The organism is Croceicoccus marinus (assembly GCF_001661675.2).
GTDB classification, from domain to species: domain Bacteria; phylum Pseudomonadota; class Alphaproteobacteria; order Sphingomonadales; family Sphingomonadaceae; genus Croceicoccus; species Croceicoccus marinus.
Window position 1 is genome coordinate 292,382 of record NZ_CP019603.1, and the last position, 13,442, is coordinate 305,823.

Genomic DNA, 13,442 nt, shown 5'->3' on the forward strand with positions numbered 1-13,442 from the left:
GTGTTACGATACAGCCTTAGGTTCTCCGACGCATTTTGGAAGCCCTTCAGTCGTTTGGCTGTGCAATCCATCCGCATTGCCCCGCAACGACAATGCGATAAGCCATTAGCTGATCGATACACCGGAACCTTCATCGCGCGCTCAGGTTGGATCTGAACCGGAAACCATTATTGCTTTGAGAATGCCTGATGGCGAGCGAGACGCTGACCAACGAATTGCATCGCCAACCGATCGGCTTTGCCGCAGTGCCGGGCCGCGCTTTGCGGATCGCGGTGATCGGGCATATCCGTTTCGCCGTCACCGAACCGTTCCCCGGCGGGATGGAGGCGCATTGCGCGTCGCTGTGCCGCGGATTGGCGCTGGCGGGGCACGATGCTGACCTGTATGCGGCAGGCGGAAGCCACGGCGTGGACAATGATCGGGCCATCTGCGAGCGGCCCTATGAAGATGTGCTGCCATGGGCCGAATGGCGCGGGACGGTGCAGCTGGAGGATTACCAGCGCTCTGCTTTCGAGCGGGCCTGGCAAGCGGTCCTGCAAGGCGGATACGATGTCGTTCACAACAACACCCTGTTTCCCGACCTGATCGATTGGGCCGCGCGCGACGGCGTGCCGATGCTGACCTCGCAGCACGTCCCTCCCTTCGGCAAGATGCGCGAGGCGGTGCTGCGCGCGGCGGGCGATCCGCTGCGGCCGGTCACGGTGACATCGGCCAGCCAGTTGCCGCTGTGGTCCGAACGGCCCGCCAACATGCATGTGGTGCATAACGGCATCGATACGGAATTATGGCGGCCTGCGACCGACCGGCCCGCAGCAGACCGGCCCGCAACAGACGGACAGGCGCAGGGCCCTTATTTCTGGTCGGGCCGCATCACGCCCAACAAGGGGACCGCCATGGCATTGCAGGCCGCGCATCGCGCCGGCGTGGCCATGGATCTTGCCGGCACGATCGAGGACGAGAGCTATTACGCCCGTGAGGTCGAACCTCTGCTCGACGCCCGCCGCCGCTATGTCGGGCATCTGTCGGGCGAGCGGCTGCGGCGGCAGACGGCCCATGCCCGGGCGCTGGTCGTGACGCCGGCATGGGACGAACCCTTCGGCCTTGTCGCGGCAGAGGCTTTGTCCTGTGACGTGCCGGTCATCGCGTTCGACCGCGGCGCGCTGCGCGAAGTGGTGGGACCGTGCGGCGTCATCGTCGCGGCGGGCGACGTGGACGGGCTGGCCGCGGCCCTACGTGCGCCTCCGTCCTTGGCCACGGGCATGGCGCGGGCGCGGGCGGAACGGAAATTCTCGCTCGCCGCCATGATCGGGGGATATGAAACGCTCTATCGCTCGGCGATGGCGGCGGCGCGGGGGATGAAGGCGGTCGCATGAAGGGTCACCGCTATGTCTTCGTCGCCGGGTTGCACCGGTCGGGCACCAGCCTTGTCGCGCGCCTGCTGGGCGAGCATCCGGACATTGCCGCGATCACGGACGCCCCCGTGCCCGAGAACGAAGGCTGCTATCTTCAGGGCGCCATTCCCCATACCGCCCGGCACGGCGTGCCCGGCCATTTCGCCACCGACCCGGACCAGCATCTGGTGGAGGGATGCGCATTGGACCGGCTGGAGACGCGGGTTCGGATGGAAGCGGACTGGTCGCGCTGGTTCGACTCGGCCCGGCCCTGGCGGGTCGAGAAATCGCCGGTGAACCTGACCCGTACCCGCCTATTGCAATCGCTGTTCCCGATGTCGCAATTCATCATCGTCACCCGCCACCCGGCCTTTACCGCCGAAGCGATGCGCAAATGGGTCGATGTCGAGGCCATCGGGTTCAGGGGCTATTGGCAAGGCGCCCACGATCTGGTCCTGGCCGATCTGGAATATCTGCATTGCGCGATGATCGTGCGCTATGAAGATCTGGTCGAACGGCCCCAGACGATGCGCCGCGCGATGTTCGCCTTCCTCGACCTGCCGGTTTGCGAGAGTGCACGGCAGATCGCCAACGGCAATCGCCGCTATCTCGATTCCGCGCAGCGCAGCAGCGCCGCCTATTCGCGGCTCGGCTATGCGCCGGGTGCCTCGTGCGGGCCTCTGCTGCCGCGGGTGCGCCATCCGCTGCGCGCGATCGTCGAACGGGTGGAGGAGGTTCTTGCCAATACCGATTACGCGGAAGGCTGGCGCATGAGCGACTGAAGTTCGGCCCGCGCGCGCTGGCCCCGCAAGGACCCGTCCGGCATGCGCAAGTCTACACCGCCGCGGTGTCCGCCAGGTCGGTTCTTGTCCCCACTTCGGCCTCCGCCTCCAACTGCTGCAGGACCGCGGCGCTGCTGGCATAGGGCTGGTGCTGCTGCTGACGTGTCAGCGCAAGATCGGCCTCTTGCGTAGGGCGGATGCGCTGCCAGCCCGAGGGGCCCGGTTCCGCCAGTCCCATCAGGCGAAACGCCCGCAGCCAGTGCTGCATCGTCGGCTCGCCCCATTTGCTGCGGAAATATTCGGCGTTGCGGATCACGCTGTCGAGGTGGTGGACCGGCGGCATGTGATGCGGGTGATATTGGTGATAGGCCCTGGCGCCGCGCAGCCAGAACAGGGGCACGCCCTGTTCGGCGCAGGTTCGGCCGAAATCGGTGTCTTCCCCGCCATAGCCGCGATAACCCTCGTCGAAGCCGCCGACCGCGCGAAACAAAGCCGCGCTCATCGCGAAATTGAGCGACCAGAAACAGCGATAGTCGCGGCAGGGCGCGATTGGTCCCACCGGCGGACCGGGCCGTTCCGAATGGCGCACCGCCAGCCGGTCGAGCACCGCGAAATCCAGCGTTTCCAGCGGCGCGCCCGAAGGCAGATAGCCGACTTCCCCCATCAGCAAGGCGTCGCTGTCCTGCAAGGCAGCGGCATAATCGCCCACCAGCTCCGGATGCGGAATGCAATCGACGTCGAGGAAGACCAGCCATTCGCCCGCCGCTTCGGCCGCCGCGCGGTTGCGGGCCGCCGACAGGGACAGCCCCCCATCTTGCAGCATGATCTGGCGCACCGGAAATGCAGTTTCGGGCAGGTCGTAGGGCTGGTCCTGCAACACCGCGACGACCAGCTCGCCGGGCGGCATGCGGCTTTCGTTCAGCCCCCTGACCAGATTGCGCAAATGCCCCTCGCGCCCATGGGCGAGCGTGCAGACGGAAATCATGCGGCAAAATCCTTGTCGGTTGCTTCGATGGGCGCCGCGCCTTCCCATAATTCGCGGGCGAGTGCGTCGATCCGGCGTGCGGCGAGCGGTGCGGCATCGCCGCCCACCAGCGTGCGCCCCTTGCCCGGATCGGCCTGCCGTGCCCGGTCCCACAGACGCGCCCAGCCCGCCGCATCGGAAGGCCAGGTCGGCTGCGAAGCGCACAGGCCCGCGGCGGCCAGCGCCTCGGCCTTGCGTTCCTGTTCGGCGAAATAACGCCATTCAGGAATGGCGATCCACGGCTTGCCGGTCTGCATCACCTGGTGGACGGTGGTGTTGCCGCAGCTCGACACGATGCGGTCGGCGGCGGCGATATGATCCTGCGGATTATCGACCCAACCGCGCAGTTCCAGATTGCCGGGCGGCGTTTCGTGCCATTCGCTGAAGGTGCCGCCGATCACGATCCAGTGCGTATCGGGCTCCGCCCGAGCGCCCAGCGTCAGCGGAGCGGTCGGCGTGCCCTGCCCTCCCCCGCCAGCGATCACCACCACCAGTTCGCGCCCTTCGGGAGCGCGGATCCGGCTGCGCGCGTCGGGATCGGGGTTTAGCAGGTCGATGCCGAGGCCGGGCGCATGGATCGTCTTCGCCCTCAGCGCTTCGGGCCTGCCGGGCTGTTCCAGCATTGGGTGATAGGGCGCCAGCAAGGCCGCCGCCCCGTCATAGCTGGCGCGGTGGGCCGGGTCGTCGCGGTCGCCGTGCTGCAGCACAGCGATATGCGGCACCGATGCGATGCGGCACAGCTGGCCGATTTCCGCCGAGACGTCGGTGATGAAAAGCGCTGGCCGCGCCCTTGCGAACCAGCCCGTCAGCGTCGCCACCGCGTCCGAGATCGCATGCCATCCCAGCGGCGCGCAATGCAGCGTGTCGGGCGTCGGCATGGCGGCAAGGCGCGGTGCCTCACGCTCCTGCGTTTCGAACAGCGAGGGGATCGTCACCACATCGATGCCGGATTGCAATTCGGGGAAAATATCGGCGCGCGCGTAGAATAAGGTGACCGGGCGATATTGCACCAGCGCGTTGGCCAGCGCCGCGCATCGCTCGGCATGGCCGCGCCCCTGGTGGTGCACGAAAATGCCGACGGGGCGGCTGTCATGCTGCGACATCGGCGGCCTCCCTGGGGCGGGAACGTCTCTCGTGCCATAGCAGCCCTTCCAGCACCCCTGCCGCGTGCGAGCGGCGAGAGGTGTAGACATGGGTGAGCCCGGCCACGCCGCGCAGTTCCTCATGATGGTTCGCGACAAGCACCGCGCGTTCCGATCCCGCCAGCATATCGACATCGTTGCCGCTGTCGCCCGCCGCCACGATGCTGCCCTGCGGCAGGCCAAGCGCGGCGGCGACATGCGCCAGCGCGGCATGCTTGCCGGCCCGCGCGGGCAATATGTCGAGCAGCCGGTCATGGCTGAGGATGGCCTTCGCCTCGATCCCCAGCGCGTCAAGCCGTGACCGGACCTTGGCAAGCACCCCGGGATCGTCGGCGAAGAAGCTGCATTTGAAGCGCCGCTGTTCGATCGCGGCTTGCGGGACCAGGCCGGGAATGTCCGCCAGCGCAGCCAGCACGGCCTGCGCGTTCCAGCCATCGTCCAGCGCGGCGGCATAGTCGCGGTCGAGCACGAAGCCGCGTTTCGTGCGCCAGTAAATCTCGGACCCGACCGAGGCGATCAGCACGCGCGGCACCGGCATGTCCCATTCGCGCAGCAAGCGGCGCGCTTCCACGAAGGAGCGCCCGGTCGCGACCCCGAAGCCGACTTGCGCCCGCTTGCGCGACAGGAAGGCCGACAGCCTGCGCGCGCCGGTGCGGCACCCGGTCAGCGTATTGTCGATGTCGCTGATCAGCATGCGCGCTGGCCGAGGCATGCGCTCGCTCGCCGCGCCCGCCGCGATGTCCTGCGCGATCGACAGGAAGCCATTGGCATAGTCGGTCCAGTTCATGCCGCCGATATTGGTCAACGCATTGCTGGAACAGCGCTGCCACAGCACCTCGTCGTCCAGCATGCGCAGCATCGCCTGCTGCATGTCGGCAGGGTCGAGCGGGTTCACCAGCAGCCCATGCTCAAGCTCGGCGACGATGTCGCTGGGGCCGCCGTTGCAGGTGGCGACGACCGGCAGGCCGTGCGACGCCGCCTCTATCAGCGTCAGCCCATAGGGTTCGATCAGCGCCGGGTTGAAGAACATGCCCCTGCTGCGCCGCGCCAGCGCGTACATCGCGGCGACATGGCGGTTGTCGTGCCGCGAGGGCCAGGCCGCCACGCCGTGCAGATCGTGCCGGTCGATCGCGTCGACCAGGTCGAGCAGCACGTCGCGCTGCTCCTCCTCGCCCTGTTTCATCCCTGTGCGCAGGCCGGGAAGGATCACCAGATTGGCGCGCGAAGACAATTCGGGACTGGACCCGAACGCCTCGACCAGGCGGACGAGGTTCTTCTTCCGGACCGGCCTTGCGATGGCCAGGATCATCGGGCGTCCGGGATCGCGCAGAAACGGTTCGATCAGCTTTTCGGCGCGCTGCAAATCGCCGGCAGGCACATTGCCGGCCTCGACACCCGGGCGCAGGCGGTGGATCCGGTCGAAGCGGGCGGAGGGATAGGCAGGCAGCTGCCGCTCGCACTCATCTCGCGAGGATGCGATGATGGCGTCCGCCGCCGCGATGGCGCGGTCCTCCTCCCGCAGCCTGGCGGCCAGCGCGGGGCTGCTTTCCATCATCTGCGCCTTGTCGTGCGCCAGCGAATGGGCAGTATAGATGAACGGGATGCCCAGCTCGTCCCGCACCTGCCGCGCAACATCGGCGGCATCGGCGAAATGGGCGTGGATGATGTCGGGCAGCCGGTCCGCACCGCGCAGATGTTCGATCAATGCGCGGGTGAAGGCGGCACGGTCGCGCGCCAGCCTTTCCTTGGCCAGATAGCGCCGGTCGCCGCTGTCGATGCGGATGATGTCGCTCTTGGCCGAAAGCGTCTCGCGAGGCTGTGCGTGGATGCGGCCCAGCGCAGGATCGTCGAACAGGCGGGTCGCGATATCGGCACGCTCAACCCGCGGATCGCGCGCCAGCGCCGCCATCGCGCCCAGTATATAGGCAATATGTCCGCCCGTATCCTCGGTCAGGCCATAACGAACCGGCGGAGCACGCAGGCATCCACCAAGGGCAATCGCAAGAATCTGCATAAGTCGGGCACTCTTAAGGTTAACCCGAGTTTAATGTTTGCAGAGGGCGGCAGGTTCCGGGATTTATGTTATTCGTCCGGAATCGATGATCCTGCCATTGGATTTACTGGATAAATCACCGCGCATTGCCCGAAAGGCCACGAAGCTTCCCCGGCTTCTTACCCCCACATGGCGTACACGCCGCTAGGCGTCCCGCCGGCGCAAGCCGACTGCCCCGCTGCACCACAGGGCTGCCCAGATCAGGACCGGTTGCAGCAGCATGCGGGGGCCATGATACGCCCATCCCAATCCGCGGTCGGGCTGCGCCATATCCATCAGCATGTGCTGGATATTGGCTGGCCAGACGCACAGCGCATAGGCGGCCAGCCCCCACCCCGCCGCTTGTCGCAGCCGCGCCGACCATGGCTGCGTCAACCCCGCCGCGCCTGCCAGTTCGGCAAGGCCGGTCAGCGCGATCATCAGCGGTGCATGGGGCACCCAGCCGGGCGTGATGCCAAGGAATGGCGCGGGCATGGCAAGGTGAAGCACACCCGCCGCCGCATAGAGCATGGCCAGAAGCCATCTGACGACACGCCGGGGCGTCCCGGAATCGGACCCCGGCACGGCGATCGGGAAATGGCGATTTACCGGCATGGAATCCCTTTTCCCGTGGCAATCCGGCCTTGTCGGACTGTCGCCGCCAGACTGGCAGGACCGCCGGTAGGGATCCACCTGCCGTTCCGATGCGTCAAGGGGCAGCGCGGCATGACCGGCACTTACTTGGCGACACCTGCCGAACCATACCAATTATCGGAAAAGCGCCGGTTCGGCGCGCACCGATCGCCGGGGGAACTAGCCGCTGATCAGCGCCGAAACCGACCCGATCCCGTCGAAGCGCGCCTCGACCGACTGGCGCAGCTTCACGTCATGCACGCCGGTGATCGCGCCCGACGATACCCACCCGGGCGCCTGCGCCATCAAGCCGCGTTCGGACAGATTGCCAAGCAGGAAGCGCACAGCTCCGAACGGACCGTCCAGCATCGTGGCGGTGCTTGCCTTGCCGGCGGTCTCGCCATCGATGATCGTCTCGACCGCTATGTCGTTGATCGCGTCCCATCTGTCGCGCGGAACCGGGGCGCCCAACACCAGGCCGGCATTATTGCCGTGATCGGTCACGGTGACGCAAGGCCCGTCCTCGTTGATGCCGGGATAGGGCGAGGATGCGATCTCGATCGCGATACGCACTTCCTCGACCCAGTCATAGGTCTCGGCGTCGGTCGTCGGCACGGCGGCCCCTTCGGGCACGCGGATCCGGATCGCGAACTCGGCCTCGGCCGCGGCGAAGCCATCGGCAAAGACCGGCATGGCGAGCGGGCTGCCCACCTGCTCGAAGATGGTGTCGGCGAAGATCGGGCCGATCAGGCGGTTGGCGCCCAGCGCCTCGTCGCGCGGCGGCGGGATCTTGCCCACCTTCCATCCGCCCACCGCGCGGTCCCACAGGCGCAGCGCGATATCCTGCACCTCATAGGCTTCGGCAAGCGTCCGGGGCCTTTCGCCCGGATAGTCCGGCAAGGCGCTGCCTTCGCTGCGCGCGGTCACGAATGCTTGCGCGATGCGCTGTGCGGCCTGGCTGTCCATGGTCCCCTCGTCAATGTCGTTTTACAATTAGGAAACCGGTGTCATAGTGGACCGTACCGGGAAAGCAAGTGCTTCCGGGACTGGACGGGCCGGTACGGGGCCGCTGGGGAGAGTGATGCGCCAAAGCTTACCGACCCGGCGACTTCGCGCTATGGCCGGCAGGATGACGGGGTTAGCGGAGAATGGGATGGGCACTGAGAAACGCGGCGAACGGCAGCCGACGATCAACGATGTCGCACGCGTCGCGGGGGTTTCCAAGAAGACGGTCAGCCGGGTCATCAATCGCTCGCCCCTGCTGAAGGACGATACGCGCTCGAAGGTCGAACAGGTCATCGCCGATCTGGGCTATGTGCCCAATCCGCAGGCGCGCGCGCTGGCGCTGCGCCGCAATTTCCTGCTGGGCCTGCTGCACGACAATCCCAATGCGCAGACGGTGCTGAACTTCCAGGAAGGCGTGCTCGACGCGATCCGCGACACCAATTTCGCGCTGGTCGTCCGGCCGGTGAACCGCCATTCGCCGGACATGCTCGACGACATCCGCGACTTCCTGGAAAAGCAGCGGCTCTACGGCGTGTTCATCCTGCCCCCGATTTCCGAGAACGAGGAGCTGGCCGCGCTGTGCCGCGAGCTGGACTGCGCCTATGTCCGCATGGGGTCGACCCAGCTCGACAGCCCGCAATATCTGGTCGAATCGAACGACCGCGAAATCGTGGCGAGCGCGATCGACCATCTTGTCGAGATGGGCCACCGCCGCATCGGCCTGATCGAGGGACCAGAGGGCTTCCGCTCCGCCTATGAGCGGCGCGAGGGGTTCCTCGACGGCATTCGCAGGCACGGCCTGGAATACCGGGCGCAGTGGCATGCGCCGGGGCAATATACGTTCGATTCCGGCATCGACGCCGCCGACCGCATTCTTGGCGAAGCCGACCGGCCGACCGCGATCTTCGTCTCGAACGACGAGATGGCCGCGGCGGCGATGCACGTCGCGCGCGGCAAGGGGCTGCTGGTGCCCGAGGACCTGTCCATCATCGGCTTCGACGACAGTCCCATCGCCTCGCACATATGGCCGCCGCTGACCACGGTGCGCTGGCCGATCCGCGAGATGGCAAGCGTCGCCGCGCACAAGCTGATCGATTCGGTCGATGCCGACAAGCTGCCGTCGCGCCTGCCCTCCACACTGATCCGCCGTTCCTCGGTCGCCCCGCCGCGAATGAAATGATCGTCGCAGGACGGTTGATATACCCCCCTCTTATCGTCTATCGAGGTTTTTGACACCGGTTACCTAATCCCTCGGCACTCATGCTGCGGAGCCGGTCCTGATTATTATTATTGGCTCGGGCACAGGACAATCCACTCGGGCATAGCCAGTGAGCGAGGATGTTATGAAAATTGCACTGATCACCGAAAACAGCCAGGCCGCGAAGAACTGCATCATCGAGGAAGCGCTGACGTCCACGGTCGAGCCGATGGGCCACGAGGTCGTGAACTATGGCATGTACACGCCCGAGGACAAGGCGCACCTGACCTATCCGATGGTCGGCCTGCTGACCGGCATCCTGCTCAATTCCAAGGCGGTCGATTTCGTCGTCACCGGCTGCGGCACGGGTTCGGGATCGATGCTGGCGGCCAATGCGATGCCGGGCGTGTTCTGCGGCCTGGTCATCGATCCCACCGACGCGTTCCTGTTCGCGCAGATCAACGACGGCAACGCGGTCGCCATGCCCTATGCCAAGGGGTTCGGCTGGGCGGCCGAACTCAACCTGCAGGATTGCTATCGCAAGCTGTTCGAAGGTGAGAGCGGCGTCGGCTATCCCAAGGAACGCGCCGCCGTCATGGCCGAGAATCGCGGCGTCCTTGCCGATCTCAAGGCCGCTAGCTGCAAGGACATGCTGACGGTGCTGAAGAGCGTGGACCAGGACCTGCTCAAGACCGCCATTTCGGGCGATCGTTTCGAGGAGCATTTCTATCCCGCCTCGAAGGACGAGCAGATCAGCGCCTATTTGAAGAGCCTGTAAGGGCCGACACCCCAACTGACTGAATTGCCGCCCTGCCCCGGCAGGCGCCGACCGGGCGAAGCATCGCCCGGCGGCGAGGGAACCGAGAGGACGACCCGATGAAAAGCCCCTTCGACCTTACCGGCCGCGTCGCGGTCGTCACTGGCGCCAACACCGGCATCGGCCAGGGCATCGCCGTCGCGCTGGCAGAGGCCGGCGCGGACATCGCTGCCGTGGGCCGCAGCGAAGCGAGCGAAACCGCCGAGAAGGTCCGCGCGCTGGGCCGCAAGTGCGAACTGGTCTCCGCCGATCTCTCATCGATCGCGCCGGTCAGGGACGTGGTGGACAGCGTGGTCTCCTCGCTCGGCTCGCTCGACATCCTGGTGAACAATGCCGGCATCATCCGGCGCGAGGATGCGCTGGACTTCTCGGAAGAGGACTGGGACGCGGTGATGGGCACCAATCTCAAGACCCTGTTCTTCCTGTGCCAGGCCGCGGCGCGCCACATGACCGGCTGGTCCAGCCAGTCGGGCAAGCGCGGCAAGATCATCAATATCGCATCCATGCTGACCTTTCAGGGCGGCATCCGCGTGCCAAGCTATACCGCCAGCAAGTCGGGCGTGGGCGGGCTGACCAAGCTGATGGCCAATGAATGGGCGGCCAGGGGCATCAACGTGAACGCCATCGCGCCGGGCTATATCGCCACCAACAACACCGCGGCGCTGCAGGCGGACGAGACGCGCAACCGCCAGATCATGGAACGCATCCCCGAAGGCCGCTGGGGCGATCCCAGCGACATCGGCGGCGCTGCGGTCTTCCTCGCCAGTAGCGCGGCCGATTACGTGCAGGGCCATATCCTCGCCGTCGATGGCGGCTGGCTTGCCCGCTGAGGACGCCCCGGTGAGCGAAAGCCGCACCGGCCCCGCCCCGGACCCCGTCGTCTGTTTCGGGGAGATGCTGCTGCGATTGAGCCCGCAGGGGCAGGTCCCGCTGGCACAGGCAGGCAGCGTCGCCATCGACGTCGGCGGGGCGGAGGCGAATGTCGCCGCCGCGCTCGCAAGTCTAGGCACGCCGACGCGCATGGTGTCGGTCGTTCCCGACAATCCGCTTGGCCGCAAGGCGATCGCCGCGATGGGCGCGGCGGGCAGCGACACGCGCTTCATCGTGAAAAGGCCGGGACGCATCGGGCTCTATTTCTTCGAGCCGCCCGCCGGTCCCATCGCGGGCCGCGTCACCTATGACCGCGACGGCAGCAGTTTCGCGCTCGCCGACCCCGCTGCCCTGCCCTTTGCCGAGGCGCTGGAAGGGGCCAGCCTGCTGCACATGTCGGGCATCACCCCCGCGCTCGGCCCCGACGGCGTGGCGCTGGCTCGCGCCGCCGTCGCGGCGGCCAAGGCGGCGGACGTGCCGATCTGCTTCGACGGCAATTACCGCGCAAACCTGTGGGACGCATGGGATAGCGACCCGCATGCGATCCTGACCGAGCTGATGTCCGAGGCCACGCTGATGATCGGCAACCGCCGCGACATCTCGCTGCTTTTGGGCAAGACATTCTCGGGCGACGGCCCCGACCGCCGCCGCGAGGCGAGCGAAGCCGCGTTCGAAGCCTTCCCCAGGCTGCAACTAATCGCCAGCACCGCGCGCCATGTCGAGACCGCGGGTACGCACCGCATCGCGGCGCGCATCGACCTGCGCGAAAGCCACTGGCAGACCGACGAGGTGCGGATCGAGAATATCGTCGACCGCATCGGCACCGGCGACGCCTATGCCGCGGGCATGATCCGCAGCTGGCTGGCCGGCGGTTCGGCGCAGGACATGGCCAAATCGGGCCTTGCGCTCGCAGCGCTGAAACACGGCGTTCCGGGCGACATGGTGCTGATGACGGCAGACGACCTAGAGAATTTCGATCCGGCGGGCGGCGATGTCCGGCGTTGAACCGGCAACCCGCCGCACCGTCCTCAAGGGCGGACTGATCGGCTCGGGCCTGCTGGCGACACCCGCCTTCGGCCAGTCCCCCACACCGCGCGTCGGCGGCTATGAAGGCATTCGGCAAGCGGGCGTCCATGCCTTCCTCGGCATACGCTATGCCACGGCGGAGCGCTTCGCCCGCCCCGTTCGCCTGCCCTTCGCCAGCGATCCCACGCCCGCCAGGGAATTCGGCCCGATCTGCCCCCAACGCGGCAATCTGGACGAGCCGGCGAGCGAGGACTGCCTGTTCCTCAACGTCTGGACACCCGACCTCAACCCCGCCGCGAACAAGCCCGTCATGGTCTATTTCCACGGCGGCGCGTACAACGGCGGCACGGTCACCGATCCGGTCACCCACGGCCAGCATCTGGCAGGCCAAGGCGACGTCGTCGTGGTCTCGGTCAACCAGCGCCTCAACGTGTTCGGCTATCCGTGGCTCGCGCCCTTCGATGGGCGCTACGCCGACAGCGGCAATCTGGGCCAGCTCGACCTGATCGCAGCGCTCGAATGGGTGCGCGACCATGCCGCGAAATTCGGCGGCGATCCGTCGCGCGTGATGGTGTTCGGCCAATCGGGCGGCGGCGCCAAGATCGCCACGCTGATGGCCATGCCCGCCGCGAAGGGCCTGTTCCACTCCGCCGCGACCATGAGCGGGCAGCAGGTCACCGCCAGCGGTCCGACCAACGCCTTGAAACGCATCACGGCATTCTTCGAACAGGTCGGCGTGCCCGTCGGCAATGTTGACGGATTGAAGGCGCTGTCGACCGAGCAGATGGTCGCTGGCCTCGACGCCGCCGATCCGGTGCTGGGCGGCAGCCTCTATTTCGGACCCGTGCTCGACATGGTGAACCTGCCGCGCCATCCGTTCTGGCCCGACGCTGCGCCGCAGTCGCTCAACATCCCGATGATCCTGGGCAACACGACCGACGAGACTCGCGCCTTCATCAATCCCGAAGGTCCGCTCCTGCAGGGCATCGACTGGTCCAATATCGCCGAACGCATCCGGCCCAACATCAAGATCGACCTGCGCCCCGACTACGTGGTGCAGCAATATCGCGAACATTTCCCCGACTGGTCGCCCGAGCGGGTGTTCTATGCCGCCACGACCGACGGACGCAGCTGGCCCGGCCAGTGGATCGAGGCGGACGAGCGGGCAAAGGCGGGTGCGGAGCAGACCTGGGTCTACCAGCTCGACCGCGAATCCCCGATCGACCCAAAGCGCGGCGCGGCGCATACCGACGACCTGCCCTATGTCTTCGGTACGCTGGACGCACCGGGCAGCTATTCCGGCACTGGCAGCCGCGCGCGCCAGATCAGCGCCGCGATGATGAAGGCCTTCACCGGCCTTGCCCACACTGGCACGCCGGGCCTGACCGACTGGGCGCCCTATACGCTGCCAGATCGCGCCACCTTGATGGTGGCCGAAGACCGCATCGCCATGGAGAACGACCCGCGCGGCTGGCAGCGCGAGATGTGGTCGACCGCACCCTATATCCAGCCGGGGATCTGA

The 13,442-nt window shown here is 66.8% G+C and carries 12 protein-coding genes; 7 read left to right on the forward strand and 5 right to left on the reverse strand.

Going from position 1 to position 13,442, the window contains the following annotated elements:
- Positions 1 to 188 precede the first annotated feature (188 nt).
- The gene (locus A9D14_RS15630) at positions 189 to 1,373 is read left to right on the forward strand and encodes a glycosyltransferase (RefSeq protein WP_083988116.1); all 1,185 of its coding nucleotides are present in this window, start codon (positions 189 to 191) and stop codon (positions 1,371 to 1,373) included.
- On the forward strand, positions 1,370 to 2,173 hold the full coding sequence (locus A9D14_RS15635) for a sulfotransferase family protein (protein ID WP_066849983.1): 804 nt from the start codon (positions 1,370 to 1,372) through the stop codon (positions 2,171 to 2,173). The genes A9D14_RS15630 and A9D14_RS15635 overlap by 4 nt, the downstream gene beginning before the upstream one ends.
- 52 nt (positions 2,174 to 2,225) lie before the next feature.
- On the opposite strand, the gene A9D14_RS15640 is transcribed toward A9D14_RS15635, so the two are convergent.
- From A9D14_RS15640 to A9D14_RS15660, 5 genes are all read right to left on the reverse strand, one after another.
- A complete protein-coding gene (locus tag A9D14_RS15640) occupies positions 2,226 to 3,158 on the reverse strand; it encodes a glycosyltransferase family 2 protein (protein ID WP_066849985.1) in 933 nt (310 codons plus the stop codon).
- Positions 3,155 to 4,300, reverse strand: coding sequence for a hypothetical protein (locus tag A9D14_RS15645; protein ID WP_066849988.1), 1,146 nt, complete (start codon positions 4,298 to 4,300; stop codon positions 3,155 to 3,157). Before A9D14_RS15645 ends, A9D14_RS15640 begins: the two co-directional genes overlap by 4 nt.
- Complete coding sequence (locus A9D14_RS15650) at positions 4,287 to 6,353, reverse strand: HAD-IIB family hydrolase (protein WP_066849991.1); 2,067 nt, start codon at positions 6,351 to 6,353, stop codon at positions 4,287 to 4,289. The genes A9D14_RS15645 and A9D14_RS15650 overlap by 14 nt, the downstream gene beginning before the upstream one ends.
- Positions 6,354 to 6,536: 183 nt before the next feature.
- On the reverse strand, positions 6,537 to 6,986 hold the full coding sequence (locus tag A9D14_RS15655; protein WP_157668278.1) for a DoxX family protein: 450 nt from the start codon (positions 6,984 to 6,986) through the stop codon (positions 6,537 to 6,539).
- 198 nt (positions 6,987 to 7,184) lie between these two features.
- Entirely contained in the window at positions 7,185 to 7,970 is a 786-nt protein-coding gene (locus A9D14_RS15660; RefSeq protein WP_066849995.1) for a 2-keto-4-pentenoate hydratase, read from the reverse strand.
- A 187-nt stretch (positions 7,971 to 8,157) separates the two neighbouring features.
- Here A9D14_RS15660 and A9D14_RS15665 point away from each other — a divergent pair, with 187 nt between their 5' ends.
- From A9D14_RS15665 to A9D14_RS15685, 5 genes are all read left to right on the forward strand, one after another.
- Complete coding sequence (locus A9D14_RS15665; protein WP_066849998.1) at positions 8,158 to 9,189, forward strand: LacI family DNA-binding transcriptional regulator; 1,032 nt, start codon at positions 8,158 to 8,160, stop codon at positions 9,187 to 9,189.
- 163 nt (positions 9,190 to 9,352) lie between these two features.
- Positions 9,353 to 9,985 carry an RpiB/LacA/LacB family sugar-phosphate isomerase gene (locus tag A9D14_RS15670; RefSeq protein ID WP_066850001.1) on the forward strand — a complete coding sequence of 211 codons (633 nt, stop codon included), beginning with the start codon at positions 9,353 to 9,355 and terminating at the stop codon, positions 9,983 to 9,985.
- A 98-nt stretch (positions 9,986 to 10,083) separates the two neighbouring features.
- Positions 10,084 to 10,854 (forward strand): 2-dehydro-3-deoxy-D-gluconate 5-dehydrogenase KduD, encoded by a 771-nt coding sequence (gene kduD / locus A9D14_RS15675; protein WP_066850004.1) that lies wholly within the window; start codon positions 10,084 to 10,086, stop codon positions 10,852 to 10,854.
- Positions 10,855 to 10,918: 64 nt separating this feature from the next.
- On the forward strand, positions 10,919 to 11,899 hold the full coding sequence (locus tag A9D14_RS15680) for a sugar kinase (RefSeq protein WP_066850674.1): 981 nt from the start codon (positions 10,919 to 10,921) through the stop codon (positions 11,897 to 11,899).
- Positions 11,886 to 13,442 carry a carboxylesterase/lipase family protein gene (locus A9D14_RS15685; protein ID WP_066850007.1) on the forward strand — a complete coding sequence of 519 codons (1,557 nt, stop codon included), beginning with the start codon at positions 11,886 to 11,888 and terminating at the stop codon, positions 13,440 to 13,442. The genes A9D14_RS15680 and A9D14_RS15685 overlap by 14 nt, the downstream gene beginning before the upstream one ends.

Excerpts from the sequence above, each read along its gene's own strand:
- A9D14_RS15630 (WP_083988116.1), top strand. The coding sequence starts at position 189 with ATGGCGAGCGAGACGCTGACCAACGAATTGCATCGCCAACCGATCGGC.
- A9D14_RS15635 (WP_066849983.1), top strand. The coding sequence starts at position 1,370 with ATGAAGGGTCACCGCTATGTCTTCGTCGCCGGGTTGCACCGGTCGGGC.
- A9D14_RS15640 (WP_066849985.1), bottom strand. The coding sequence starts at position 3,158 with ATGATTTCCGTCTGCACGCTCGCCCATGGGCGCGAGGGGCATTTGCGC.
- A9D14_RS15645 (WP_066849988.1), bottom strand. The coding sequence starts at position 4,300 with ATGTCGCAGCATGACAGCCGCCCCGTCGGCATTTTCGTGCACCACCAG.
- A9D14_RS15650 (WP_066849991.1), bottom strand. The coding sequence starts at position 6,353 with ATGCAGATTCTTGCGATTGCCCTTGGTGGATGCCTGCGTGCTCCGCCG.
- A9D14_RS15655 (WP_157668278.1), bottom strand. The coding sequence starts at position 6,986 with ATGCCGGTAAATCGCCATTTCCCGATCGCCGTGCCGGGGTCCGATTCC.
- A9D14_RS15660 (WP_066849995.1), bottom strand. The coding sequence starts at position 7,970 with ATGGACAGCCAGGCCGCACAGCGCATCGCGCAAGCATTCGTGACCGCG.
- A9D14_RS15665 (WP_066849998.1), top strand. The coding sequence starts at position 8,158 with ATGGGCACTGAGAAACGCGGCGAACGGCAGCCGACGATCAACGATGTC.
- A9D14_RS15670 (WP_066850001.1), top strand. The coding sequence starts at position 9,353 with ATGAAAATTGCACTGATCACCGAAAACAGCCAGGCCGCGAAGAACTGC.
- kduD (WP_066850004.1), top strand. The coding sequence starts at position 10,084 with ATGAAAAGCCCCTTCGACCTTACCGGCCGCGTCGCGGTCGTCACTGGC.
- A9D14_RS15680 (WP_066850674.1), top strand. The coding sequence starts at position 10,919 with ATGCTGCTGCGATTGAGCCCGCAGGGGCAGGTCCCGCTGGCACAGGCA.
- A9D14_RS15685 (WP_066850007.1), top strand. The coding sequence starts at position 11,886 with ATGTCCGGCGTTGAACCGGCAACCCGCCGCACCGTCCTCAAGGGCGGA.